The sequence below is a fragment of the Pseudoduganella lutea genome (genome assembly GCF_004209755.1).
In the GTDB taxonomy this organism is placed as follows: Bacteria; Pseudomonadota; Gammaproteobacteria; order Burkholderiales; family Burkholderiaceae_D; genus Rugamonas; species Rugamonas lutea.
In genome coordinates this window covers 3,319,194-3,345,685 of record NZ_CP035913.1, presented here as the reverse complement: position 1 = coordinate 3,345,685, position 26,492 = coordinate 3,319,194, and the positions used below count along the sequence as shown (strand labels likewise).

General features: G+C 64.5%; 19 protein-coding genes. 5 read left to right on the top strand and 14 right to left on the bottom strand.

The window, feature by feature from the left end; translation table 11 throughout:
• Window positions 1–35 precede the first annotated feature (35 nt).
• The 4 genes from ahpC to EWM63_RS14135 form a co-directional block, all read right to left on the bottom strand.
• Window positions 36–599, bottom strand: a complete 564-nt coding sequence (gene ahpC / locus EWM63_RS14150; protein WP_130187113.1) for an alkyl hydroperoxide reductase subunit C — start codon at window positions 597–599, stop codon at window positions 36–38.
• Between the two features lie 274 nt (window positions 600–873).
• Window positions 874–1,677 carry a hypothetical protein gene (locus EWM63_RS14145; protein ID WP_130187112.1) on the bottom strand — a complete coding sequence of 268 codons (804 nt, stop codon included), beginning with the start codon at window positions 1,675–1,677 and terminating at the stop codon, window positions 874–876.
• 99 nt (window positions 1,678–1,776) lie between these two features.
• Window positions 1,777–4,584, bottom strand: a complete 2,808-nt coding sequence (locus tag EWM63_RS14140) for an EAL domain-containing protein (RefSeq protein ID WP_229487892.1) — start codon at window positions 4,582–4,584, stop codon at window positions 1,777–1,779.
• A 238-nt stretch (window positions 4,585–4,822) separates the two neighbouring features.
• Window positions 4,823–7,138: a YgiQ family radical SAM protein gene (locus EWM63_RS14135; protein WP_130187110.1), complete on the bottom strand. Its 2,316-nt coding sequence runs from the start codon at window positions 7,136–7,138 to the stop codon at window positions 4,823–4,825.
• 185 nt (window positions 7,139–7,323) lie between these two features.
• Here EWM63_RS14135 and EWM63_RS14130 point away from each other — a divergent pair, with 185 nt between their 5' ends.
• Window positions 7,324–7,836: a DUF1269 domain-containing protein gene (locus EWM63_RS14130; RefSeq protein ID WP_229487890.1), complete on the top strand. Its 513-nt coding sequence runs from the start codon at window positions 7,324–7,326 to the stop codon at window positions 7,834–7,836.
• Between the two features lie 53 nt (window positions 7,837–7,889).
• Here the strand turns inward: EWM63_RS14130 and EWM63_RS14125 are convergent, their stop codons facing one another.
• Window positions 7,890–8,174: a DUF4404 family protein gene (locus EWM63_RS14125; RefSeq protein WP_130187109.1), complete on the bottom strand. Its 285-nt coding sequence runs from the start codon at window positions 8,172–8,174 to the stop codon at window positions 7,890–7,892.
• 165 nt (window positions 8,175–8,339) lie between these two features.
• Between EWM63_RS14125 and EWM63_RS14120 the strand changes: the two genes are divergently transcribed.
• Complete coding sequence (locus EWM63_RS14120) at window positions 8,340–10,022, top strand: alkaline phosphatase D family protein (RefSeq protein WP_130187108.1); 1,683 nt, start codon at window positions 8,340–8,342, stop codon at window positions 10,020–10,022.
• 256 nt (window positions 10,023–10,278) lie between these two features.
• Here the strand turns inward: EWM63_RS14120 and EWM63_RS14115 are convergent, their stop codons facing one another.
• The 3 genes from EWM63_RS14115 to EWM63_RS14105 form a co-directional block, all read right to left on the bottom strand.
• Entirely contained in the window at window positions 10,279–12,390 is a 2,112-nt protein-coding gene (locus EWM63_RS14115; RefSeq protein WP_130187107.1) for a M3 family metallopeptidase, read from the bottom strand.
• Between the two features lie 17 nt (window positions 12,391–12,407).
• Window positions 12,408–14,552: a M3 family metallopeptidase gene (locus EWM63_RS14110; RefSeq protein WP_229487889.1), complete on the bottom strand. Its 2,145-nt coding sequence runs from the start codon at window positions 14,550–14,552 to the stop codon at window positions 12,408–12,410.
• A 113-nt stretch (window positions 14,553–14,665) separates the two neighbouring features.
• On the bottom strand, window positions 14,666–15,919 hold the full coding sequence (locus EWM63_RS14105) for an energy transducer TonB family protein (protein ID WP_130187106.1): 1,254 nt from the start codon (window positions 15,917–15,919) through the stop codon (window positions 14,666–14,668).
• A gap of 119 nt (window positions 15,920–16,038) precedes the next feature.
• Here EWM63_RS14105 and EWM63_RS14100 point away from each other — a divergent pair, with 119 nt between their 5' ends.
• Window positions 16,039–17,340 (top strand): GMC family oxidoreductase N-terminal domain-containing protein, encoded by a 1,302-nt coding sequence (locus EWM63_RS14100; protein WP_130187105.1) that lies wholly within the window; start codon window positions 16,039–16,041, stop codon window positions 17,338–17,340.
• Window positions 17,341–17,615: 275 nt separating this feature from the next.
• On the opposite strand, the gene EWM63_RS14095 is transcribed toward EWM63_RS14100, so the two are convergent.
• From EWM63_RS14095 to EWM63_RS14085, 3 genes are read right to left on the bottom strand one after another with little or no spacing between them, the layout of a single operon-like run.
• Window positions 17,616–18,215, bottom strand: a complete 600-nt coding sequence (locus EWM63_RS14095; RefSeq protein WP_207221284.1) for a transglutaminase-like domain-containing protein — start codon at window positions 18,213–18,215, stop codon at window positions 17,616–17,618.
• On the bottom strand, window positions 18,215–18,427 hold the full coding sequence (locus tag EWM63_RS14090; protein ID WP_130187104.1) for a SlyX family protein: 213 nt from the start codon (window positions 18,425–18,427) through the stop codon (window positions 18,215–18,217). The genes EWM63_RS14095 and EWM63_RS14090 overlap by 1 nt, the downstream gene beginning before the upstream one ends.
• Window positions 18,424–20,496, bottom strand: coding sequence for a UvrD-helicase domain-containing protein (locus EWM63_RS14085; RefSeq protein ID WP_130187103.1), 2,073 nt, complete (start codon window positions 20,494–20,496; stop codon window positions 18,424–18,426). The genes EWM63_RS14090 and EWM63_RS14085 overlap by 4 nt, the downstream gene beginning before the upstream one ends.
• A gap of 136 nt (window positions 20,497–20,632) precedes the next feature.
• On the opposite strand from EWM63_RS14085, the gene EWM63_RS14080 reads away from it, so the two are divergent.
• Entirely contained in the window at window positions 20,633–21,115 is a 483-nt protein-coding gene (locus tag EWM63_RS14080; RefSeq protein ID WP_130187102.1) for an SRPBCC family protein, read from the top strand.
• Window positions 21,116–21,127: 12 nt separating this feature from the next.
• On the opposite strand, the gene EWM63_RS14075 is transcribed toward EWM63_RS14080, so the two are convergent.
• From EWM63_RS14075 to EWM63_RS14065, 3 genes are all read right to left on the bottom strand, one after another.
• Window positions 21,128–22,237, bottom strand: a complete 1,110-nt coding sequence (locus tag EWM63_RS14075; RefSeq protein WP_130187101.1) for an HD-GYP domain-containing protein — start codon at window positions 22,235–22,237, stop codon at window positions 21,128–21,130.
• 148 nt (window positions 22,238–22,385) lie between these two features.
• The gene (locus EWM63_RS14070; protein WP_130187100.1) at window positions 22,386–23,831 is read right to left on the bottom strand and encodes a dihydrolipoyl dehydrogenase; all 1,446 of its coding nucleotides are present in this window, start codon (window positions 23,829–23,831) and stop codon (window positions 22,386–22,388) included.
• Window positions 23,832–23,889: 58 nt separating this feature from the next.
• A complete protein-coding gene (locus EWM63_RS14065; RefSeq protein ID WP_130187099.1) occupies window positions 23,890–25,923 on the bottom strand; it encodes a primosomal protein N' in 2,034 nt (677 codons plus the stop codon).
• On the opposite strand from EWM63_RS14065, the gene EWM63_RS14060 reads away from it, so the two are divergent.
• Complete coding sequence (locus EWM63_RS14060; protein WP_130187098.1) at window positions 25,915–26,457, top strand: hypothetical protein; 543 nt, start codon at window positions 25,915–25,917, stop codon at window positions 26,455–26,457. The two genes, EWM63_RS14065 and EWM63_RS14060, sit on opposite strands and share 9 nt — an antisense overlap.
• Window positions 26,458–26,492: the final 35 nt, after the last annotated feature.

Genomic DNA, 26,492 nt, shown 5'->3' with positions numbered 1-26,492 from the left:
CCCGGCAGCGGTACTGCTCAATGACTGCTTACTGCTTAGATTTTGCCGACCAGGTCCAGCGACGGGGTCAGGGTTGCGGCGCCTTCGGACCACTTGGCCGGGCACACTTCGCCCGGGTGGGAAGCAACGTACTGGGCAGCCTTCACTTTGCGCAGCAGTTCCGATGCGTCGCGGCCGATGCCGTTGTCATGGACTTCCAGCACCTTGATGAAGCCTTCCGGATTGATCACGAAGGTGCCGCGCAGTGCCAGGCCTTCTTCTTCGATCATGACCTGGAAGTTACGGGACAGCAGGCCGGTCGGGTCGCCGATCAGCGGGTAGTTCACTTTCTTGATGGCGTCCGACGTGTCGTGCCATGCCTTGTGCGCGAAGTGGGTGTCGGTGGAGATACCGTACACTTCCACGCCCAGCTTCGAGAATTCTGCGTAGTTGTCAGCCAGGTCTTCCAGTTCGGTCGGGCAGACGAAGGTGAAGTCGGCCGGGTAGAACACGAATACCGACCACTTGCCCTTCAGGGATTCTTCGGTCAGATCAACGAACTTGCCATTGTGGTAAGCAGTTGCCTTGAACGGTTTGACTTGGGTGTTGATCAGAGACATTTGCGTTTTCCTCGTGAGGGTTGTGAATCAATGAGATGCTAGTTTAGCGAGATCTCGTCTATATGAAAAATTGATTGTGCCAATACTTTCGATTGAATCTAGCTATCGGTACAGCGTGACGAGACCCGGTATTATCGTCGTTCCTGCCAAATCGTGAAGATTGACTAGACCGCAATGGCGCGGTGCAGACCAAGGTAGAGGAGGATCGATCGGGTTCCATGGGTGTTCGAGCCCGTCAGCCACCAGAGGACAGGGAGCACCGCTGCATCGGATGTTATCGCTTGCTGCGCCGCTTCGCCCGGCGGTGGGCAGCCTTGATACGATCGACACCGGCATCATCCATGAGACCGATCCGGCAGCCGTGCGAACGCTCCAGCTGGCGGACCTTGAAGGCAAGCAGCAGCGAAGCGAAACTGGACTGGACGAGATAGGTAATACAAGTCAGCGTCACGATCCCCCCGGCCAGCAAGGCAAACTCGAAAAAGATGCCATACAGGATGAAGGCCAGAATCATTGCGGCAATCAGCAAAACCGACATCCCCGCCACCGCACGTTCGTGCCAGTACGGAAAAAATAACGACTCGTGCACGTCAAGGTCGCGCGCTAATGTCGTTACTGCCAGCATTGACCTGTCCGGGTCGAAGCATCGTGCCAGGAGTGCATCCTGGCGGCTGCTCCACTGGGCATTAAAAAAGCGCCAGGTGTTCCACATCTGGTAACCCAAGGCCACGATGAAATATTCCAGCAGTATCCATCCAATGATGGAACCGCTGCTCGGCCACAGGAAGAGAGGGCCCAGCAAGGAGAGCGGGACCGTGACGATGAGGAGGCACCAGACGAGGGCCGTATGCAGTGGATAGACGAATGCCCGCCGCCGTGCCCAGCTTTGCAGGATCCCCATACCGATGACACCGGCAGCCAGCGAGGCTGCGCCAGCATAAAAGGACATCCATGCTACCTCTTCCCCCATCGACTCGAGCCCGATGACCGCGCCGCTGCACACCGTGATTGCGCCTAATCCAATGGCTCCCCAGATCTGGTTCGGTCCGAAATGATGGTTGAAAGTGGAATGGGTCATGTATGCGCTTTGTTACCGGCGTGGGATGGCTTGAGTGATCCTGCCTTCATGCCTGCTGCACGTGCTGAAAACCCGATTGCGTCGGCCAGGTGCGCGCGCCTACTGCACCGCCAGCACGGCCGACCGGGCGTGCAGCAGCGCATCGAATTCCTCGGCCGGCAGCGGCTTGTCGAACAGGTAGCCCTGGCCGTAATCGCAGCCGGCGGCAGCCAGCAGGTCGCGCTGCTGCGCCGTTTCCACGCCTTCGGCGATCACGTGCAGGCCCAGCTTGTGGGCCATCACGATGATGGCTTCGGACAGCGCCATGTCGCTTGAATCCGGCGCCAGGTTGCGCACGAAGCTGCGGTCGATCTTCAGGTAATCGATGTCGAACTTGTTCAGGTACGACAGCGACGAATAGCCGGTGCCGAAATCGTCCAGCGCCACCTGGATGCCCGCGTCGCGCAGCTGCAGCAGCTTGTCGGTGACCATCGTGCTGGCATCGAGCAGCAGGCCTTCGGTGATCTCGACCACGATGGCCTGGCCCGGCACGTCCAGCTGGCGCAGTGCGCGCAGCCACACGTCGTAGCTGCCGCCCTCGCGCTGGAATTCGACCGGCGACTGGTTCAGGCTCACCTGGAATTCAGGATGCACGCCGCGGCGCCAGCGCTGCACCCAGCGGATCGATTCATTGAACACCCACTGGCCGATGTCGACGATCAGGCCCGAGCTTTCCGCCAGTGGAATGAATTCCAGCGGGCTGACGAGGCCGCGCTGCGGGTGCTGCCAGCGCAGCAGCGCCTCGGCCTTGACGATGCGGCCCGTCTTCAGGTGCACGATCGGCTGGAAATACAGCTTCAGCTGGTCGCCCTTGATGGCGCTGCGCAGGTCGTTCGTCAGGCGCATGCGGTTCAGCGCCGCCACCTGCAGCGCCGGCGTGAAGTAGCTGAAGCGGTTGCGGCCGGCGCCCTTCGCCGCGTACATCGCCTGGTCGGCGTGCTTGAGCAGGTCTTCCACGCTGGCCGCGTCGTCCGGGTACAGCGTGATGCCGATGCTGGCGGAAATGAATGCCTGTTCCTGGCCCAGCGGGAATGGCGCCAGCAGGCTGTCGATGATGTTCTGCGCGATCGCATCGACCCGGTCGGTCAGTTGCAGCTCGGTCAGGATCACCGTGAATTCGTCGCCGCCCAGGCGTGCCACCGTGTCGGATTCGCGCACGCAGCCGATGATGCGGCGCGCCGCCTCCACGAGCAGCACATCGCCCTGGTCGTGGCCCAGCGTGTCGTTGACTTCCTTGAAGTGGTCGAGGTCGATGAACAGGATCGCGATGCGGCTGCCGTCGCGCCGGCTCTTGACCACGTCGTGGCGCAGCCGGTCGAGGAACATGCGGCGGTTCGGCAACTGCGTGAGCGGATCGAAATTGGCCTGCTGCCAGATCAGCGCCTCGCTCTTCTTCTTGTCGGTGACATCCTCGATCATGCACAGCTTCAGGTGCGCGCCGGCCTGCAAGGGCACCACGGACGCCTCCACCCACACGACCGAGCCGTCCGAACGCACCAGGCGCAGCGTGGTGCTCAGTTCCGGTACTTCACCGGCCGCCAGGCGCGCCATTTGCAGCGTCCACCCGGCCACGTCGTCGGGGTGCACGAAATCGAGCCAGCTGTGCGAGGCGAACGCATCTTCCGAGCGGCCGGCGATTTCACGATAGCGCGGATTGACGTCGGAAAAGGCGCCGCTGACCCCATCGATCAGCGCAATGCCCATCGGCGAGGCTTCGAACATCGTGCGGAAGCGTTCCTCGCCGGCACGGATCGCATCGGCGGAGCGGCGCCGTTCGCGCGCCAGCAGCGCGAAGTGGATCGCGGCGCCCAGCAGCAGCAGGGCCGCCGCGGCACCGCCGATGCGGTACAACCATGCCAGGTTGGTGCCCGGCTCGGCGTTGTACAGGAAACCATGGAACGTGACGCCCTTCGGCAGCAAGCCGAGGTCGGTATAGACATCGGCAATGTGCTGCCAGCGCTCCGGGTTCATGTAGCCGATCTCGACCAGCACCGGCTGCACGAGCGGCACCATCTGGCGCGCTTCGTAGAGCAGGTGCTGGCGGTCGTGCCGGCGTGAATACTTTGCCAGGATCAGGTCGGCGATCTCTTCCTGGTGGCTCATCGCGTATTGCCAGCCGCGCAGGCTGGCGGCGCGGAACGCTTTTACACGCTCCGGATTGCCGTTGAGCTCGTGCTCGCTGGTGAACAGGTTGTCGCCATAGAAATCCACACCGGCGGCGCGCGGGTTGTGGATGTCGTACGGGAAGCCGGCGCGGTCGAGGTAATCCGTTTCATTCGTCGTGTGGATCGACATGGCCTCGACGCGGCCGTTGATCAGGTCACCCGGATCATAGGTATGCTCCACGCGTTGCAGCTGGTCCGGCAACACCCCTTCACGCTTCAGGTAGGCGGACAGTTCATCGGCATGGTTCAGCGGTGCCGAGAGCGGCCCCAGCATCACACGCTTGCCGGCCAGGCGGCGGATATCGGGTGTGGCGCCCTGCTGCCGCATCGCCAGCGCATACGGCGAATGCTGGAAGATCACGCCGAGCACGACCACGGGTTTGCCGGACAGCCGCGCCAGCAGCAGGGAACTGCTGCCGGTGCCGTACTGGGCGCGGCCGGCCAGCACTTCGCGCAGCGGCGCTTCGCCATCGCTGCCTTCGACGATCTGCACGTCGAGCCCCGCATCGCGGTAATAGCCTTTTTCCACCGCCGCGTAATAGCCGGCAAACTGGAACTGGTGGGTATGCTTCAGCTGGAGCACCACCCGGTCCTCGGCCTGCACGAAGGGCGTGACGAGACCCAGCGTGACGGCACCCAGCGCCAGCAGAAGGCTGGCACAGGCGCGACGGGCAGGAAGGAACAGGATGAGGGCGGAGAACACGGGCGGTCGCAGTACAGTCGCACTACATTCAAGGGGCGGCCCGTGGCCGCTGGACTGCCCGATTGTAACGCCGTTGACCGCGCACTCCATGGCTGAGCAAGCGCGCGATGGCACAGGTGTGGTATCCGCGCCGCAATTGCGCCGGCCGGCTGATCGAGCCGACAACAAGTTGTCGGAACTGCCAGCCGGCCGGGCGAGAGGCTACACCAGGACTACCCGGCGACGACTTGATGGCTGCCTATCGGCGGCCCTTGGGTGCCGGCTTCGCGGCGGCCTTCGGCTTGACCTTGATGGTGTCGAGGATCGACGGCCGCGCCTTTGTTTCGACGGTTTCGCGCGCCGTCATCGAACCGGTGAGCGCATTCGGGCGGCCGCCACGCGGGGCGGCGGAACGGCCGGCGCCCGGCTGACCCGGCCGTGCGCCACGCTGCGCACCGGGCGCCAGCGTGGGCATTGCGCGCTTGCCTTCCGGTGCCGCCGTCATGTTTTCCTCGCCCGGCGTCCATGCCGGGATCAGGTGCTTTTCGCCATTGCCGATCAGGTCGCCGCGGCCCATCGCCTTCAGCGTTTCGCGCAGGATCGGCCAGTTGGCGGGGTCGTAATACCGCAGGAACGCCTTGTGCGCCTTGCGCACCTTGGCCGTGCGCGGCGTTTCCACCACTTCCGACGTGTCGGTGACTTTCTTCAGCGGATTGCGGCGGCTGTGGTACATGGTGGTGGCCATCGCCATCGGCGTGGGCATGAACGTCTGCACCTGGTCGAGGCGGAAGTTGTTCTTCTTCAGCCACAGCGCCAGGTTCAGCATGTCCTCGTCCGACGTGCCGGGGTGGGCAGCGATGAAATACGGGATCAGGTACTGCTTCTTGCCCGCTTCGAGCGAGAACTTCTCGAACATCGCCTTGAATTCGTCGTAGGCGCCGATGCCCGGCTTCATCATCTTCGACAGCACGTTCGTTTCCGTGTGCTCCGGCGCGATCTTCAGCAGGCCGCCGACGTGGTGCGTGACGAGCTCTTTCACGTATTCGGGCGAGCGCACGGCCAGGTCATAGCGCAGGCCGGACCCGATCAGGATCTTCTTCACGCCGGGAATCGCGCGCGCCTTGCGGTACAGCTGGATCAGCTTGCTGTGGTCGGTGCCCAGGTTGGAACAGATCGACGGATACACGCACGACAGGCGGCGGCACGATTCCTCGATCGTCTTTTCCTTGCAGGCGAGCCGGTACATGTTCGCCGTGGGGCCGCCCAGGTCGGAAATGGTGCCCGTGAAGCCCTTGGTCTTGTCGCGGATGTGCTCGATCTCGCGCAGGATCGACGGTTCCGAACGGCTCTGGATGATGCGGCCTTCGTGTTCCGTGATCGAGCAGAACGTGCACCCGCCGAAGCAGCCGCGCATGATGTTCACGGAGAAGCGGATCATTTCCCAGGCGGGGATGCGGGCATTGCCGTAGGCCGGGTGCGGCGCACGGGCGTAGTTCATGTCGTACACGCCGTCCATTTCGTCCATCGCCAGCGGCAGCGGCGGCGGGTTGATCCACACATCCCGGTCGCCGTGCTGCTGGACCAGCGCGCGGGCGTTGCCGGGATTCGACTCCAGGTGGAACACGCGCGACGCGTGCGCGTACATCACCGGATCGGTGCTCACGGTGTCGTACGACGGCAGCCGCACCACGGTGCGGTTGTGCTTTTCCTTCGCCATGGCCTGGCGCTCTTCGCGGCTCATGATGCGGATCGGCTTGACGGTGGGTTCGGGCGCCGCGTTCTCGGTGGCGCACGCTTCCTTGTCTTCCTTGGCCATCGCATACGGATCGGGATGCGCATCGATCCGGCCGGGCACGTCCACGCGGGTCGAGTTGTGCACGCCCCAGTCCTCCGACGGCAGCCAGCCCTGCGGCACCAGGAACGCGGTGCCGCGCAGGTCCTTGATCGACTTGATGTCCTCGCCCGCCGCCATGCGGTGCGTGAGGTCCACCAGCGCGCGCTCGGCGTTACCGAAGATCAGCAGGTCGGCCTTCGAATCGATCAGCACCGACTTGCGCACCTTGTCCGACCAGTAGTCGTAGTGGGCGATGCGGCGCAGCGAAGCCTCGATGCTGCCGATGATCACCGGCGTGCCGGGGAACGCTTCGCGGGCGCGGTGCGCATACACGCTCACCGCACGGTCCGGGCGCTTGTTCGGCTCGCCATTCGGCGTGTACGCGTCGTCCGAACGGATCTTGCGGTCGGACGTGTAGCGGTTGACCATCGAATCCATGTTGCCGGCCGTGATGCCGAAATACAGGCGTGGCTTGCCCAGCGCGCGGAACGCATCGGCCGATTGCCAGTCCGGCTGGCTGATGATGCCTACCCGGAATCCCTGGGCTTCCAGCAGCCGGCCAACCAGGGCCATGCCGAAGCTGGGGTGGTCGATATAGGCGTCGCCCGTGACGAGGATGACGTCGCACTCGTCCCAGCCCAGCTTGTCCATTTCGGCGCGGGTCATGGGCAGGAAAGGCGCGACAGGGGCGCGGGCAGACCGCTTGGGCACGGTCGCGAAGAGGTTCATGGGGGCGTTCATAAGGCGGGATTGTACCAAAAAGCGTGCCGCAGCGCGCACCACGCCATTATTTCAAACTGAAAAAGCTTTTATTATTCAATAACTTGTGTTGTAAGAGAGGGAATTATCGGGAAAGTATCCGGTGTGCCATTGCAATGCGTCCGCAGCGGCCTATAACGAAAGGAGCAGTGAGGAGGAGGAAAAATATGCGAAGACGTCTCTACTACATGCTGCCCGACATGCCATCCGCACGTGCGATGCTCGATGAACTCCTGCTGGCACGCATCGAGGAGCGGCACATCCGTTTCCTGGCCCGCGAGGGCGCCTTGCCGGACGATATGCCCGGCTGCAATTTCATGTTGAAAACCGATCTGGTCCACGGTGCGCAGGTGGGCACGCTGATCGGCGGCATCGTCGGCCTCGTGGCCGGCATCATCCTCGTGCTGATGCCCCCGGAAGGATTGTCGATGCGAACGGCCACGATCCTGCTGATGGCACTGGGCGGCGCGCTGTTCGGCGCCTGGGCTTCCGGCATGAATGGTTGCGCGATCCCGAACAAGCGCCTGGAACAGTTCACGGACCGCGTGCAGCAGGGGCAGGTGCTCATGATCGTCGACGTGCCCGTGCGGCGCGTGCGCGAAGTCGAAGCGATGATCGCCGACCGGCACCCCGACTTCAATTTTGGCGGCGAAGAGCCGCCCATGGTGGCGTTTCCGTAACGTTGCCTGCCCGGGCCCACTAGTGGGCCCGGGTTTCATCCCCCGTCGATCCGTCAGATCCCCATATTGCCCAGGATACGGCCGAGCTCGCGCAATGTCGGCTCGAGCGCCGGGTGTCGTGCCGCGAACTTCGCCGAAATTTCCTGCGTGCGCTCGGCCAGGCCGTAGGTGGTAGTGCCTTCGTCGCTGACGGCGCCGTCCGCCGCGCGCTGTTCCAGCACGCGCTCGATATCGCCGTCGAGCTGGCGCAGCAAGTCCTGCAACTCCTCGTCCACCGGTGCCCCGCTTGCCAGGGCCGCATGCACTTCGCGCAGCGATGCTTTCAGGTTGTTGTCCATGCCTCTCTCCTCGAATGACGCTGATGCGAACTTATACACTGTTTCGCTCTTCCGCCGCTACACCGTCCGCTCAGCCGTACGCACCGCCATGCACATCGCATGTCATGAGAGGGTAATGTTGTCAAATTAAGATGCGCCGTCTTTCACTTTCGGCAATGGCCATCCATGACCCAATCGAATGCACGTCGCAAGTTCATCCGCAATTTCTCCATTGCCCTGTCCGCCATCCCGCTGAGCGCCTGTGGCGGCGACGACGATCCGTCCCATGAGGGCATTACCTATGCGCATGGCGTGGCCAGCGGCGATCCGCTGACCGACCGCGTGATCCTGTGGACGCGTATCTCGGCGCCTGCCGGCGCGGACGACCTGGACGTGGGCTGGACCGTGGCGGAAGACAGCGACTTCGCGAAGGTCGTGGCGTCCGGCACCGCGCGCACTGGCGCGGCGCGCGACTTCACGGTGAAAGTGGACGCGACAGGCCTGTCCGCCAACCGCCGCTATTACTATCGCTTCCGCTGCCAGGGCATCGATTCGCCGGTGGGCCGCACGAAGACGCTGCCGACCGGTTCCGTCACGCAGGCGCGATTCGCCGTGTTCAGCTGCTCGAACTACCCGGCCGGCTATTTCAACGTCTACGGCGACGCGGCGAAGTTCGACGACATCGACGTGGGGCTGCACCTGGGCGACTACATCTACGAATACGCGGCCGGCGGTTATGCGTCGCAGAACGCCGCCGCGATGGGCCGCGTGTCGCAGCCGGCCACCGAGATCATCACCCTCACCGATTACCGCCGCCGCTACCAGCAATACCGCACCGATCCGGACCTGCAGGCCGTGCACGCGCAGATGCCCTTCATCACCGTGTGGGACGACCATGAGCTGACCAACGACACGTGGCGCGACGGTGCGGAAAACCACGATCCGGCCACCGAGGGCCTGTGGGCCGCGCGGCGCCAGATGGCGATCCAGGCTTACCACGAGTGGATGCCGATCCGCCAGCCGGACGCGGCACGGCCCGAGCGCATCTACCGCTCGTTCGACTTCGGCAACCTGCTGTCGCTGCACATGCTCGACACGCGCGTGATCGGCCGCGACAAGCAGCTGGCCTATGCCGGCTACGTGGGCACCGACCGCAGCTTCAACAGTGCCGCGTTCACGGCGGACGTGACGAATCCGGCGCGCCAGCTGATGGGCACCGAGCAGACCGCGTGGCTGCAGGGCCAGCTGTCGAAATCGACGGCGACCTGGCAAATCCTCGGCCAGCAGGTGCTGATGGCGCGGATGATGCTGCCGGCCCCGATGGTGCTGGGCACCGTGGGCTACGCCGCCTACTTCGCCATCGCAGCCAAGGTGCAGGCCGGCGTGGCGCTCTCCGAAACGGAACAGCAGCAGCTCGCCGCCGCGCCGGTACCCTACAACCTCGACGCGTGGGACGGCTACGCTGCCGCGCGCGAAACCGTATTGAACATGGCGCGGTCGCTGAACAAGAACCTTGTCGTGCTGGCTGGCGACACGCACAACGCCTGGGCCAGCGACCTGGCCGATGCAACCGGCCAGGCGGTCGGCGTGGAATTCGGCGTGCCATCCGTCACGTCGCCGGGCTTCGAGGGCTACTTCCCCACCGCCGCCCCGGCCATGGTGGCCGCCGGCATGGAACAGCTGATCGGCCCATTGCAATACGCCGAAACGGCCTCGCGCGGCTTCGTGGTACTGACGGTCACGCCCACCGAAACCCGCGCCGAATACCGCTACGTCGACACCATCAAGTCGAAGACATATTCGGCATCGGTCGGCAAGGTCCTGCGCATGCTGCCGGGCGCCGCGAACCGGAAGATCGTGGCCGGCTGACACCGGCCCATAAGTGTTGCCGAAGTTCGGTGTTGCCAAAATTCGGGGACTGTCCCCGTTTTTTGGCAACACTTCCCGAAAATGAGATGGTCTGGTGCTGCGATAAGGCACGCGGCATTGAGCGCCTCTCGTTTCCGGGAAAAGTTGCCCAAAAAAGGGGACAGTCCCTGGGTTGACAGGTGTTGTAAAGCGACCAGCTCAGCAGTTGCAGAGGACGTAAAAAACCGCGCTGGAGAGGCGCGGTTTTCGTTGGGGATTAGTCGTTCAGGCCGCGCCGTTCGAGCAGCGGCTCGACTTTCGCGTCGCGGCCGCGGAATTCGCGGAACATCTGCATCGCGTCCATGGTGCCGCCTTTCGACAGCAGCTTCTGGCGGAACCAGTCGCCGTTCTTGCGCGACAGGCCGCCGTTTTCCTTGAACCAGTTCACGGTGTCGGCGTCGAGCTTTTCGGCCCACAGGTAGCCGTAGTAGCCGGCCGAATAGCCGCCCGAGAACACGTGCGAGAAGTACGTGGTACGGTAGCGCGGCGGCACCGGGGCGAAGTCGACGCCGGCATCCTTGAGCGCCTGGGCTTCGAACGCCAGCACGTCGGCGGGCACCTGGCCGGCTTGCAGCTGGTGCCATTTCTGGTCGAGGATCGCAGCCGCCAGGTACTCGGTGGTGCGGTGGCCTTCGTTGAACTTCTGCGCCGCCAGCACCTTGTCCAGCAATTCCTTCGGCATCGGCGCGCCGCTCTGGTAGTGCCGCGCGTAGTTGTTCAGGATGTCCGGCCAGGTGGCCCACATCTCGTTGACCTGCGACGGGAATTCCACGAAGTCGCGCGGCACGCGGGTGCCCGAGAAGCGCGGGTATTTCACGTTCGAGAACATGCCATGCAGCGCGTGGCCGAATTCATGGAACGCCGTGCGCACCTCGTCGTACGTGAGCAGCGTGGGTTCGCCATTGGCCGGCTTGGGAATGTTCAGGTGGTTGGCCACGACCGGCTGCGTGCCGAGCAGCTTGTTCTGGCCCACATAGGCATTCATCCATGCGCCGCCGCGTTTGTTGCCGCGGGCATAGAAGTCGCCGATGAAGATGGCGAGCTGCTTGCCGTCGGCATCGAACACGTCCCACACGCGCACGTCCGCCTGGTACACGGGCAGGTCCTTGCGTTCCTTGAACGTCAGCCCGAACACCTTGTTGGCGGCAAAGAACACGCCGTTTTCCAGCACGCTGTTCAACTCGAAATACGGTTTCAGCTCGTTCTGGTCGAAGGCATAGCGCTCCTTGCTGACCTTGTCCGCGTAGAACTGCCAGTCGTGCGCGGCCAGCTGGAACCCGCCTCCGTCCTTATCTTTCTGCTCAGCGTCGATCACCTTCTGGATGTCGGCCGCTTCGCGGCGCGCGTTGCGCACCGCCGGCTGCGCGAACTCGGCCAGCAGCGCATTCACGGCCGTGGTGTCCTTGGCCGTCTGGTCTTCCAGGTGGTAGGCGGCATGGCTGGCGTAGCCCAGCAGCGCGGCCCGTTCGGCGCGCAGTTTCGCCAGTTGCAGCACCAGGTCGCGGTTGTCGAAATCGCCGCCGCGGCTGCCGCGCGCCATCGACGCGGCCAGCAGGCGCTCGCGCGTGGTGCGGTTCTTCAGCACCGACAGCGGCGCCTGGCCGGTGGTGTTCACGACCGGGATCGCGTACTTGCCTTCCAGTCCGCGCGCCTTCGCGTCATTGGCCGCCTTGACGATGGCCGCGTCGGACATGCCGTCCAGCTCTTCCTTCGTGTCGACGACGAGCGCGGAAGCGTTCATTTCCTTCAGCACGTTCTGGGCAAACGCCGTCTGCAGTCCGGCCAGCTTCGCGTTGTACGCCTTGAGCTTTTCCTTGTCCGCCGCCGACAGTTTCGCGCCGGCGCGCACATAGTCGGTGTGGTAACGCTCGAGCAGGTACTTCGATTCCGGGTCGAGTTTCAGCTTGTCGCGCTTGTCGTACAGCGCCTTGATGCGCGCGTACATTCTCGCGTTCAACAGCATTGCGTCGCTGTGGGCGGCAAGCTTCGGTGCCAGCGTACGGTCCAGTGCCTGCAGCGTGTCGTTCGTGTTCGCGCCGTTCAGGCTGTAGAACACGGTCGACACGCGATTGAGCAGGCGGCCGGTGCGCTCCATCGCCACGATCGTGTTCTCGAACGTGGGCGCGGCCTTGTTGCTGGCGATCCTTTCGATCTCGGCGGCCTGCTCCTTCATGCCCTCGTCGAACGCCGGCGCGTAGTCGGCGTCGCCGATCCTGTCGAATGGCGGGTAATGCAGCGGCAGCGGGCTCGGTGCGGCGAACGGGTTCGTGGCAGGCAGCGCGGCCTGTGCCAGGCCGGCGACCGCGAGGCTCGCAGCCAAGATCATCATTTTCGGATAGTTCAACATCATTCCTTGGTTGGCTGGACATTCAGGCCGCGGCGTTCCAGCAGCGGGCCGATGGCGGCATCGCGGCCGCGGAAGTTACGGAACAGTTCCATCGCATCGGCGGTACCGCCGCGCGACAGCAGCGTCTTGCGGAACCAGTCGCCGTTCTTGCGCAGCAGGCCACCGTTTTCCTTGAACCACAACACGCTTTCGGCATCGAGCTTTTCGGCCCAAAGGTAGGCGTAGTAGCCGGCCGAATAACCGCCGGAGAAGCTGTGCGAGAAGTAGGTGGTGCGGTAGCGCGGCGGGACCAGGGCGTAATCGACGCCGGCTTCCTTCAGCGCGGCCGCTTCGAACGCAAGCACGTCGTCCGGCACCTGGTCGGGCTGCAACTGGTGCCATTTCTGGTCCAGCAGCGAAGCGGCCAGGTATTCGGTGGTGGCAAAGCCCTTGTTGAACTTGCGCGACGCGGTGATCTTGTCCAGCAATTGCTTCGGCATCGCCGCGCCGGTCTCGTGGTGCTTCGCGTAGTTGGCCAGGATTTCCGGCCACACGGCCCACATCTCGTTGACCTGCGACGGGTATTCGACGAAGTCGCGCGGCACGCTGGTGCCCGAGAAGCGCGGGTATTTCACGTTCGAGAACATGCCGTGCAGCGCATGGCCGAATTCGTGGAACAGCGTCGTTACTTCGTCGAACGTCAGCAGCGTCGGTTCGCCGGCCGGCGGCTTGGGAATGCTCTGGTGGTTGCCCACCACCGGCTTTTCGCCCAGCAGCGACGATTGCGACACGTATTCGTTCATCCAAGCGCCACCCTGCTTGTTGGGGCGGGCATACAGGTCGGCCAGGAAGATCGCCAGCGGCTTGCCGTCGGCATCGATCACGTCGAACACGCGCACGTCCGGGTCATATACGGGCAGGTCCTTGCGTTCCTTGAACGTGATGCCATACAGCTTCGTGGCCGCATGGAACACGCCGTTGACCAGCACGCTGTTCAGCTCGAAATAGGGCTTGAGCTGTTTTTCGTCGAAGGCAAAGCGCTGGGCGCGCACTTTATCGGTATAGAAATCCCAGTCGGCGGCAGTGACGGACGTGCCGGCGATCGCCGCCAGGTCGGCGCCTTCGCGGCGCGCGTTGTCGACGGCCGGTTTCGCCAGCTCGGCCAGCAGCTTGTTGACGTTGGCCGTGTTCTTGGCCGTCTGGTTCGCCAGCGAATAGGCGGCAAAGTTCTCATAGCCCAGCAGGCGGGCCTGTTCGGCGCGCAGGCGGGCCAGTTTCTTGACGACTTCGCGGTTGTCGAACTCGCCGCCGCGGCTGCCGCGCGCCAGCGATGCCGCCATCAGGCGTGCGCGCACTTGCGGATTCGTCAGCTCGGCCAGTTGCGCCTGGCCGGTGGTGTTCTGCAGCGCCAGCAGGAATTTGCCCTTGTGGCCCTTCTCTTCAGCGGCCTTGGCGGCGGCATTGATGGCCGCTTCCGACATGCCCGCCAGTTCCTCGCGCGTATCGACCACCAGTGCGGAAGCGTTGATTTCCTTCAGCACGTTCTGCGTGAACGTTGTCTGCAACGAGGCGATCTCGCCATTCAGGCGTTTCAGTTTTTCCTTGTCCTGCGCCGACAGCTTCGCGCCGGCCAGCACGAAGTCCTCGTGATAGCGCTCGACCAGGTAGGTCGATTCGGCGTCCAGGCCCAGCTTGCCGCGCTGCGCGTACAGGGTGTCGACACGCTTGAACAGTTGCGGGTTCAGGTGGATCGCATCGCTGTGCGCGGCCAGTTTCGGTGACATTTCGCGGTCGACGGCATCGAGCGTGTCGTTCGTGTTCGCACCCACCAGGTTCGAGAACGTGCTGTGCACGCGGTGCAGCAGCTGGCCGCTCTTTTCCATCGCCACGATCGTGTTCTCGAACGTGGGGGCCGCCTTGTTGCCGGCGATGCGGTCGATTTCCTTCAACTGTTCGGCCATGCCGGCCTGGAACGCGGGCAGGAAATGCTCGTTGCGGATCTGGTCGAACCGTGGATAGTGCAGCGGCAGCGTGCTGGCTTTGAGCAGGGGATTCATCGTGGTCACCTCGGGAGCGGCGGCTTGCGCGGCCGGCGCGGCGTGCACTGCGGGGATGAGGGCCAGCGCAAGGCTGGCCGCGAGAACGAGCATTCGTGGTGGGGTCATATCCTCTTTCGAATAACCGGTCGCCGCCGGCGAGATCGTCGCCGGCTTCGTTGCGGGAACGCCGGTCGGATGGCGGGCGGGAACGCGGATATTAGCAGGCGCCCGAGCCCGCGTCACCCACCGGGCCGTTTGCCCCGGACGGGCGCTGGAGGCTCCAGGAACACGTAGGCGGGTGATGCGACGCCGGCAGGGAATGGCGGCGTATCGTGGATCGCCTGTTCGGCGGCGTGGTCGAATCCGGGATCGCCCGATGCCTGGATGATGCTGATCCTGCGCACCCGGCCCAAGCCATCGAGGTGGACGTCGAAGGACACCGGCACCGTACCGGGCCGCACGTGGTAATCGATGCGCTGGCGGATCCGCTCCCTGAAATCGTCGTCCAGCCGGGTGTCCGACCGGGTGCCCGACGCGGCGAACGGCGGCGCGGCGAACGGTGCCTCGTATCTCTCCGGCGCCAGCATCCCCATGAATATCTTGATCAGTACCGGCACCAGCAGCAGCCACAGCCAGCTGAAACTGCTCTTCTTGACGCCATCGATACGCGGTTCGATGGCGAACGAGCTGCCAGGCTCCCTGCCCAGGCTGTCGTAACACTGACGCCAGCGCGGCACGCTGTCGCGCGGTGCCACGATATGCAGCCACGCTGGCAGATAGAACGACAGGCGCTCGAAGCTGGCGAAGAAATGCAGCATATCGGTCTTGTCCGGCAACCCAGGCTCGCGCATGCGCGCGATGAGCTGGCGCTGGGTGCGAATGGCCACCGTATCCTGTGTGTCGAACGCCATGCGCTGTTCGATGGCCTGATCCAGGAAACGTCCCTCGTTTCCGAACTGGCGCAGCCGGCCGGGATCGCCGGACCAGCCGAACACCGTGCACGCGGCGGGGAACAACACTTCATGGCCGGACTGCCAGCCTGCCGCCAGCCGGCGCACCATGTGCCCTTCGAAGCGATCGCGCGCCGCCAGGCTTTCAAGCGCCTCGTCCGCGAGGCTGCCGCGCAACAGGTCGACGACGGCCTCGAGCACCGGCATGCCGGCCGCGCACAGGCGGTCGAAAGCGGTATCGAAGCATGACAGCGCAGCCGGTACCTCATCCGGCGCGGCGGACTGCGGCATGCGCTGGACGACGGCGACCGGCACCGGCCCGTAACTGGGCCGGACAGACGGGTCTGGTGCTTCGGGCGCGGTATGTGGCTGCCGGATCCAATCCAGCGCGGCCTCGTAGGATTCGCGTAATTGCTGGAATCCTTCGATATCGCGTTCCTGGTCGATCTGCTTCAGTGCGCGTGCATAGGCACGGCGAATGGCACGCTCGTCGGTCGTGGCGTCCACGCCGAGCCGCTGCAGAAACGGAAGGGTCTGGTTCATGATGGGGCTGCTCCTGTCAGGCGCCATCATATACCAACAGGAAATTTAAATTGCCGTTGTGGTAATAGCCACCATTATCAGCGGGTGCTACCATGACGGTCCTTTTCCCGGACCCCTCCATGCCTCCCACCATACCTGCAAGCTGTGATGCAATCGTCGTCGGCAGCGGCCCCGGCGGCGCCAGCACGGCGCGCACGCTCGCCGCGGCCGGGGCGCGCGTGCTGATTCTGGAACGGGGTGGCGCCGCGCCCGTCGCCGGCACGCTCACGCAGATGGCGGCGATGGCGGCCGTTCCCGGCAAGGGCGCGTTCTTCCATCGCGACGCATCGCTGCTGGTGCGCGGCATCACGGCGGGCGGCAGTTCCACGATCAACTTCGCCACCGCCGCGTCGCCGCCCCCATCGATCGCCCAGCTCGGCATCGACCTGGCCGACGATGAACGGGCACTGCGCGCCGAGTTGCCGCTCGGCCCCCTGCCCGACGAGCTCATCGGGCCGATGGCGCAGCGCATCATGGCGGCCGCGCTGGGCGCCGGCCTGGGCTGGCACAAGCTGGACAAGATGATCCGGCCGGCCATCTGCCGCACCGGTTGCTGGCGTTGCGTGTATGGCTGCCCGTTCGGCGCCAAGTGGACCGCGCGCGACTTCCTGGACGAAGCCTGCCGGCACGGTGCGCACATGGTGGCGGACGCCCGCGTGGAACGGGTACTCGTGGAACAGGGCAGCGCCGCCGGCGTGGAAGTCACGGTGGATGGCGTGGCGCACACGGTGCGCGCGCCGGTCGTGGTGCTGGCCGCGGGTGGCATCGGCAGTCCGCGCCTGCTGCACAACTCGGGGCTGGCGCCGCAAACGATGCCGTTCTTCAGCGATCCGGTGGTGGCCGTGATGGGCAGCGTGGGCGATCTCGATGGTGGCGCCGAAGTGCCGATGGCCGCCGGGATGGCCCTGCCAGGCGAAGGCATCGCGTTCGCCGACCTCACGCTGCCGCGGCCCATGTACAGCGCCTTTGCCGCGCAGGTCGGCCGTATCGACCGGCTGCACGCCCACGCGCGCACGCTGTCGATCATGGTCAAGATCGCCGACGATGCCGGCGGTGCCGTGGGCCCGCGCTGGGTGGACAAGACGCTGACGGCGGCCGACAAGGCAAAGCTGCGCCGCGGCGTGGACATCGCGCGCGACGTCCTGCGGCATGCCGGTGCGAAGCACGTGTTCAGCAGCCATCACTTCGCCGCGCACCCGGGCGGCACCGCGCCGATCGGCACCGTGGTCGACACCGGCCTGCAAACCCGCACGCCGGGCCTGTATGTGTGCGACGCCGCCGTGCTGCCGGCGCCCTGGGGCTTGCCGCCCACGCTCACGCTGCTGTGCCTGGGCCGGCGGCTGGGACGGCAACTGGCCGCCGCGGAGCGGTCAGCCGCCTGAGCCGCTTGATCCACGCGTGCCCACGCCCGCGACGGAAGCGGGATGCTGGCCGATGATCATTGTTTGCGGAACGCCTGCCGCAGGCAGATCGTGGCCGGGCATCGATGCATCATGGCGAAGCATGTTTTGCTTCGCCCGCTACGGACGCGCACTACAATGCGCTTTCCCATTGCCATTGCGACAATGCGCACATACTTCACGGGGCTGAACGCCCGCCAGTTGCCGGCATCGCTGCGCAAGTGTAGGAAATGGCACTGGCGCCGGGTTTCGAAGCGTTACCGCGACGGCAGCAGTTCGATGTCGGGCAGGTTGGCCGCCACGTCCGCCACGGTGGCATGGCCGGTCAGCGCAGCCACGATCACATCGAGCGGTTCGGCCCAGATCTCGGGCAGGTCGCGCTCCTCGCGCGCCAGGATGGGAAACGCCAGCCGCTCGACCGGCGGGGAGAAGCGGGCATCGACGCCTTGCTTGTTGCCGCGCGCATCGATGCGGTACCACCCATGCTCGGGCAGCCAGACCGCATTCAGGCCATGCAGGCAGAATGGCGGCCCTTCGGTGCCGACCGCGAGGCGCTGGTAGCACAGCCCCGCCGGGATGCCGTTCGCGCGCAGCAGCGCGGCCAGCAGGTGGCTCTTGGCGTAGCAGTAGCCGGTGCCGTGCGCCAGCACGTCCGAGGCGCGGCAGGTAACCGGGTTTTGTTTGTAGTCCCAGCTGTGGCGGATCTCGTCGCGCACGAACTCGAAGCAGCGGCGCACCGTGTCTTCGATGCCGGTACTCCCGTGCGCCAGCGCGTCGGCCCGGGCCTTGACCAGCGGGTGGTCGACATCGATCCACGCCGAGGAAGCGAGATAGCGCTCCATCGAGACGGACTCCATCAGTAATGCGGTGGCCGTTCGTTGACCGGAGCCTGCGTCGTATCGCGCGTGCGCATGTGTTCGATCAGCCGGGCAACCATCGCCTCGAGCTGGTCGATCTGCTTTTGCTGCTCGTAGATGCGCGCGTTCAGCGATTCGACGAGGTCTTCCTGGTGGGCCAGCTTGATTTCGATGTCGACGAAACGCGCGTCGATCTGTTCTTCGGTGTTCACGTGATTTCCTTTGTTTTCGGGGTGGCCAGCAATTCCTTCATGCGGGCCAGGCGTTCGCGCGGCGAGATCACTTCGCTTTCCTTTGGTGGCGCATCGCCCACGTCGAGCTGCATCTCGGCGATGAAGCGGGAAACGTCGCAATGCACCTGCTCGCCGGCGCGCTTTCTTTTCTTGCACCATGTGAGCTGCAGCGTGCGCTGCGCCCGCGTGATGCCCACATACATCAACCGCCGTTCTTCCTCGATGCGCTGGGCCAGGGTTTCCACGGGCGCGTCCGGGTCGCCCTTGTGCGGCAGGATGCCTTCTTCCACCCCGACCAGGAACACGTGCGGATACTCCAGGCCTTTCGACGCGTGCAGCGTGGACATGCGGATCGAATCCAGGTCTTCGTCCTTCCCCTCCAGCATCGACATCAGCGCCACCATCTGCGTCAGCTCGAGCACGTTCTTTTCCTCGCCATCGCGGTCCTTGCCGCCGCGGCCACGGTCCTTCAGCCAACCCATGAAATCGAGCACGTTCTGCCACCGGCTCTGCGCTGCCCGTTCCTCGAGCGTGTCGTACAGGTAGTGCTCGTAGTGGATCGCCTCCATCATGTCGTCCAGCACCTGGGCGGCATTGTCGCCGCTACCGGCCTGGCCCGGGCGGCTTGCGCGCGATTCCAGGTCGTTGATGAAGTTGCAGAAGTCGCGCAGCGGCTGCAACTGGCGGTCCGTCAGCTTTGCCTCGATACCGCCCTTGAACACGGCTTCGAACAGCGAGCATTGCCACTGGCCGGAGAACGCGCCCAGCACTTCCAGCGTGGACTGGCCGATGCCGCGGCGCGGCGTGGTCACGGCGCGGATGAAGGCGGGGTCGTCATCCTGGTTCGCCAGCAGGCGCAGGTAGGCGATGATGTCCTTGATCTCGGCCTTGTCGAAGAAGCTCTGGCCTCCCGAGATCGTGTACGGAATGCGCTGGTTGCGCAGCGCCTGCTCGATGATGCGGGCCTGGTGGTTGCCGCGGTACAGGATCGCGTAATCGGACCACTTGTTGCGGCGCTCGAAATGGTCGGCCGAGATCATGATCGCCACCTGGTCGGCTTCCTGCTCGTCGTTGGCCATCGCGTGCACCTTGATCGGCTCGCCCAGGCCGTGCTCGGACCACAGCGCCTTTTCAAACAGCTTCGGGTTGTTCGCGATGACGGCATTGGCCGCCTGCAGGATGCGCGTGGTGGAGCGGTAATTCTGCTCCAGCTTGATCAGGCGGAGATCGGGGAAATCGACCTGCAGGTTGGCGAGGTTTTCCACCGAGGCGCCGCGCCACGCGTAGATCGCCTGGTCATCGTCGCCCACCGCGGTAAACATGGGTTTCTTGCCGATCCCGGTGACCATCAGTTTCAGCAGCTCGTACTGGCAGGTGTTGGTGTCCTGGTATTCGTCGACCAGCAGGTAGCGCAGCCGGCGCTGCCACTTGTCGCGCACCTGGTCATTGTCGCGGAACAGTTCCACCGGCAGTCGGATCAGGTCGTCGAAATCGACCGCCTGGTAGGCCGACAGCGTGCTCACATAGCTGGCGTAGATGCGCGCCGACTGCGCCTCGTCTTCATCCTTGGCGTTGCGGATCGCCAGTTCCGGCGTCACCAGGCCGTTCTTCCACAGCGAGATGTCGTTCTGGATGCGGCGGATCAATCCCTTGTCGGTGGTAAGCGCCATGTCCTGCACCAGCGAATAGCAATCGTCGCTGTCCATGATGGAAAAGCGGTCCTTCAGGCCCAGGTGGTTCGCTTCCTGGCGCAGGATCTTCACGCCCAGCGAGTGGAAGGTGGACACGGTGAGCTGCTTGGCCTGCTTGGGCTGCTTGAGCAGCTTGGCAACGCGCTCCTGCATCTCGAGCGCGGCCTTGTTGGTGAACGTGAGGGCGGCGATGGTGCGGGGATCGTAGCCCCGTTCCTCGATCATGTACGTGATCTTTTGCGTGATCACGCGTGTCTTGCCCGAACCGGCGCCGGCCAGCACGAGGGCAGGACCGTCGAGATACAGCACGGCTTCGCTTTGCGGCCCGTTCAGGCCGAATCTGGGTGCATTGGACATGGTGAAGAGAGGATTGAAAGCAGGTGTGAAAGTGCGGATGGGGCAGGCACAGCCGACCATTGTACCGCCTCGGCATTGATATTTCCCGCTTTGGAGGAATATAGTGGCATCCGGCTCACGACATTTTTGCGCACCTATGAAATTCGAACATCTGATAGAAATCAACGATCCGCTGAACCCGCTGATCGACTCCCTCACCCACGAGCAGCTCTGGCGTGGCCTGGTGCTGCGCGCCGAGTCGCCGAAGCTGTTCGTGCCGCATCTCGACGAAGTGCGCATCGGTGAACGCAGCGACAAGGGCTTCAAGCGTACCCAGCGCTATGGGGACCTGGTGATCGAGGATACCGTGGTGCTGGAATACCCGAACCGCATCCGCTACGAAGTGGCCGCGCAGGGCGAAATCAGCAAGTCGAGCCTGACGATGACGATCGAATCGCATGGGCAGGACCACCTGTTCGTGCGCTTCGAATACGAGGATGCGCACAATGCGCGCGAAGACGAGGAAAACGCCATGTTCGACGAGTTCCGCCGCTCCGCCTACCAGGAATCGGATATCGACACGATCCGCGTGCTGCGCGAGCTGGCCGAGGAAGGCCGGCTCGATGCCACGTTGAACTGACGCATCAGGAGTCTACGGCAGCGCCGCCCTGCCCCATACCTGGTCCATGCGGATCGTGGTATCGACCTGGTCGGCGCTGAGCACGTCGCGGATGGCGGACAGGTCGGCGCGCGTGTCACGCTGCAGGAACACGTCGAGCGGAGCGCCGCGCGGGCCGATGAAGGTCTGCACATAGGGCGTGGTCGAATTCAGGCCACGGCGCGAGACCACGCCGACTTCGCCGTTCAGCAAGCGCACGAAGGTGCCGACAGGATAAATGCCCAGTTCGCGGATCAGCACGGCGCCCAGCTGGGCATCGAGCGCATGCCGGGCATCGAGCAGGATGTCGCGCAGCGCCGCGTTCGGCAGCATCGGCTTGCGGAATGGCCGGTCCGACACGCGGGCGCAGAACCGGTCGGCCAGCGCGAGCAGCTTGGCGGGCACCGCGATCGCATCGCCCACCAGCGCGCACGGATAACCGCTGCCATTCTCGTTTTCATGGTGCGACAGCACGCAATCGAGCCATAAAGGATCACCGATGCCGGCCTGGCGCAGCAGCGCCACGCCCCGTTCCGGGTGACTGCGCACGAGCGCCTTTTCCTCGTCGGAGAGAGTGCCGCGCTCGTCCTGCAGGCGCAGCAGCGCCACGTTCATCGTCAGCGCGGCCAGCGTCATCGACAGCATTTCGGCGGCCGGCCGCTTGACCGCACGGGCCAGGATCTGCGCCACCACGGCCGTGTCGATGCAATGCCGCACCGCATACGACGCTGCGCGCTGGTTATGCAGGATGCAGGCGGCAGCCACTTCGGGACTGAGTTCCACGGCTTGCGCGACGAGCAGCGCAACCTGTTCCAGCTCGGCCTGCACGCCGCCCCCGCCGGCGGCGATCCGGTGCAGCAGCGGTTCCAGTTCGGCGACCGCGTGATTGAGCAGGCGCAGCACCGACGGCGGCGGGGCGGCCGCATCCGTGCCGTGCAGCGCCGCGCCGTCGACGAAGCCGCGCTCGGCGAGGCTGTCCACCTGTGTTTGCGACACGGGCACGTAACCCTTGCGCACCAGCAGCGCGCCATTTTCGCCGAACACATCCCAGGCGAGCGCTTCGCCAGCGTGGAGATCGCTCCTGGTCAGTCGCCGAATCGTCATATGTCCCCCAATATTGCCTGCGCGTATGAATTTAGACGCCATACGCCCGTCTGCTTTTGCTTTATATCAATAGTTTATAGCAAGACGGCAAGGCAACGGCAATTGCTTTTGGGGAAAATCAAACCATGTTGTTTTTAAATCCAGTCCATCAGGTGCCCGGCGTGCAGTCGGGGCATGGCTGTGCCGGCTCGGGCGGCGGGTGTTTCAATGCCTCGGCCAGATCGCGCAGCGCGGTGCGCACGCCTTCTTCGACCACCGGGTGGTAGAACGGCATGTCGAGCATGGCGGACACCGTCAGCCCGGCCTGCACGGCCCACGCCAGCAGGTGGCCGATGTGCTCGGCACGTGGGCCGATCATCTCGGCACCCAGGAAGCGGCCACTGCCGTATTCGCCGTACACGCGCAGCATGCCCTGGTTCTGCAACATGACCCGGCTGCGGCCCTGGTTACCGAACGATACCTCGCCGACCGCGAAGCGGCCTTCGTGGCTGTGGGCCAATGCGCGCCAGCCGGCCCCCGGCGTGGCGATCTGCGGTTCGGTGAACGCGATCGCCAGCGGGGTGCGACGCAGGCCGGGCTGCACGTCGGGGTACAGCGCGGCATTGTGACCGGCGATCTTGCCCTGGTCGGCCGCTTCCGGCAGCAGCGGCAGTTCATCGTTGGCATCGCCGGCGATGAAGATCGGGCTGGTGCCGCACTGCATCGTGGTGCGGTCGTACAGCGGCACGCCGCGGCGGTCGCGCTCGATGCCGGCCAGGTCCAGCTTCAACGCCTGCACGTTCGGCACGCGGCCGATCGCCACCAGCACGTAATCGTAGTGCTCCTGCTGCTCGTTCCCGGCGCCATCGCGGGTGGTCAGCGCCAGTTGCTCGCCATCCGGCCGCACCGACACGACCTGCGACTGGAAGCGGATGTCGAGCTCCCGCTTCAGCACACTGCTTGCCTCGGCCAGCACGGCCGGGTCGCTCAGTTGCGCCACGCTGTTGCCGCGCGCGTACAACGCCACGCGCACGCCGAGCCGGTGCAGCGCCTGGCCCAGTTCCAGGCCAATCACGCCGGTACCGATGACGGCCACCGATGCCGGCAGGTCGGTCCATTCGAACACGGCATCGCTGTGGATCACGCGCGGCCCGGCCAGCGCCCATTCCTCGGGCACGATCGGCGTCGACCCGGTGGCGATGACGATGCGTTCGGCATGCACCTCGGTATGGTCGTCCACCAGCAGGCGGTCCGGCGCGGCGAAGCGCGCGTAGCCGCGGATCTTGTCCGCCGCCGGCAAGCCTTCGACATTCTCGACGACGAAACCGGCGAAGCGGTCGCGCTCGCGGCGCACGCGGTCCATCACGGCCGGGCCGTCGATGCGCACAGCGCCGGGATGCACGCCAAAACCTGGCGCCGCATGCAGCGCGTGCGCGGCCTCGGCCGCGGAGATCAGCAGCTTGCTGGGCATGCAGCCCACCCTTGCACAGGTGGTGCCATACGGCCCGCCTTCGATCAGCACCGCGTGCTTGCCGGCCGCGCGGGCGGCGCGGTAGGCGGACAGGCCGGCCGTGCCCGCGCCGATGACGGCCACGTCGCAACGAATCGTGTTCATGATGTTCTCCAGGAAATCTGACGGCATCGTACACCACAAGCCGCCCCGGTGAAGAAGGTCAGATATCGACCGGATCCACTTCCAGCGACCATTTGACACGCGACTTCATGTCGCGCAACCGGGCCATCCACTCCTTCAGGAACGCCTGCAAGGCAGGCCGCGAGGGCGATTCCACCAGCAATTGCGCGCGGTCCACGTTGTAGACCCGTGTCATGCTCATCGGGATCGGTTCATTGATCGTGATGCCTTCCGCAATGGTGTCCGCCTGCATGCAGTCGCGCGCCGCCTGCAGGAAGCCGATCGCCTTCGCCAGTTCCGGTGCCTCGGCGCGCAGCATCGCCTGGTACAGGTAAGGCGGCAGGCCGGCCTGCCCGCGCTCGGCCAGCAATGCGCCGGCGAAGCGGTCGTAATCGTGCCTGACCAGCGCGCCGTACAGCGGGTGCTCCGGATAACGCGTTTGCACCAGCACCTCGCTGGCGCTGCCGCCTTCGGCCTGCGCGGTGCGGCCGGCACGGCCCGCCACCTGCATCAGTTGCGCGAACAGCCGCTCGCTGGCGCGGTAATCCTGCGAGAACAACGCCGTATCCGGGTTCAGGATGCCGACCAGGGTGAGCTTCTTGAAGTCATGCCCCTTGGCGACCATTTGCGTGCCGATCAGGATGTCGACGTCGCCGCGGTGCACGGTGTCGAATGCTTCCTGGGCACTGCCCTTGCGGCGGGTGGAGTCGGCATCGATGCGCAGGATGCGCGCCGCGGGGAACCACTCGCGCAGGTTTTCCTCGATGCGCTGGGTGCCGCGGCCCAGCGGTTGCAGGTCGACGTTGCCGCACGTGGGGCAATGGCGCGGGATGCGCATCTCCAGGCTGCAATGGTGGCAACGCAGCTTGAACTCGCCCTTGTGCAGCACCATGAATGCCGTGCAGCGCTGGCAATCGCTGACCCAGCCGCAGGCCTCGCAGCAGATCACCGGGGCATAGCCGCGCCGGTTCAGGAACAGCAGCGATTGCTCGCCCCGTTCGAGCCGCTGGCGCAGTGCGGCCTTCAACTGCATCGTCACGCCGCCATCGGGCTTGTCATGTTCCATGTTGACGAGCTTGACGGCCGGCAGCACGGCCTGCTTCACGGCCCGTTCCCGCAGTTCCAGCTTGCGGTAGCGGCCCGATTGCGCGTGGTGCCAGCTTTCCAGCGATGGCGTGGCCGAGCCCAGCACGACAGGAATCTTCAATTGCCAGGCACGCCACACAGCCAGGTCGCGCGCCGAATAGCGCAGGCCTTCCTGCTGCTTGTACGATGGGTCGTGCTCCTCGTCGATGACGATCAGCTTCAATTGCGGCAGCGAGGCGAGGATCGCCAGCCGCGTGCCGAGCACGATGCGGGCCTGGCCCTGGTGGGCGGCCAGCCAGTGCAGCATGCGCTCGCCTTCGGCAAGGCTGCTGTGCAGGGTGGCCAGCATGACGCCGGGGAAACGGGCACGAATGTTTCCTTCCAGCTGAGGCGTCAGGTTAATTTCAGGCACGAGCACGAGGATCTGACCGTCCGGCTCGCGCGCCAGTACCTGGGCGCACGCTTGCAGGTAGACCTCCGTCTTGCCGCTGCCCGTCACGCCATACAGCAGCATCGGCGCGAACCCTTCGGCGCCGCCGATCGCATCGGCCGCCTGTTGCTGTTCAGCATTCAGGACCGGCATGCCGACGGGTACCGGGTCATGCCCGATGGTTGTCTTTGCCAGCTTCTTGATCGCCCGGTCCAGCGCCACGGTGGTGGACAGCCGCAGATTCTTGGGGACGCCCGGCAGCGCCACTTCGCCCAGCGGGCGCTGGTAATACTCGGCCGCAAAGCCGGCCAGTGCCAGCCATTGCGCCGGCAGCGGTGCCAGTTGCGTGCGCACCGCCAGCGCATCCTTGAGTTTTTCCTCGGCGACTTCGGACGCTTCGCTGATGGCCACGATGATGCCCACCACTTCGCGCGTGCCGAACGGCACCAGGGCCAGGTGACCCACCTGCGGCCGTTCCGCTTCCGCGCCAGACCAGCGGTAATCGAACACGGCATGCAGTGGCGTGTCGAGGGCGATACGAAGTATGCAATGAGGCATCAAATTACCCGCGAACTATCCACAAATTCTGGGGATAACTTTGTGGACATTGGACCCGTAATTGCCGGAAACTCGCATTCCGAACCCAATAATGAGGCATGGAAACGCCAAATTTCACAATTTTTTCTTTTTAAAATCAATGACTTGAAAATAGCTTCCGAGAGCGGCGAAATCGCGCGAGTTTGGAATCTTGCTGTGCATAAGTCGCCTTCGCTCATCTGCCTGATCGGCCCAGAAAGGGATCGCCGGGGCACGCGGAACCGGTTATTTTACCAAGCAGACTCGGCTGTAGTAAAACTTATTGCCTGCCTAAAATTCGTGCAATGCAGCAGAACAAAAGGTAAGTCGCGGTTTACTAAGCGCTTTTGCCTTTTTTCCACAGTTTTTGTGGATAACTTTGTGGAGAATGATGTCGCAACCTCGGCCAGAGCGGGGGATAAGGTTTACTTATCGCAAAGCATCCTAACTTTCAGGATGGATTTTACCCAATCAAATCAAGCACTTGGATTTTTTTCCACTACCACGCTTTCCTGATTGCCTTTTGCTTTGGCAATCAGAAAAATTGTGCA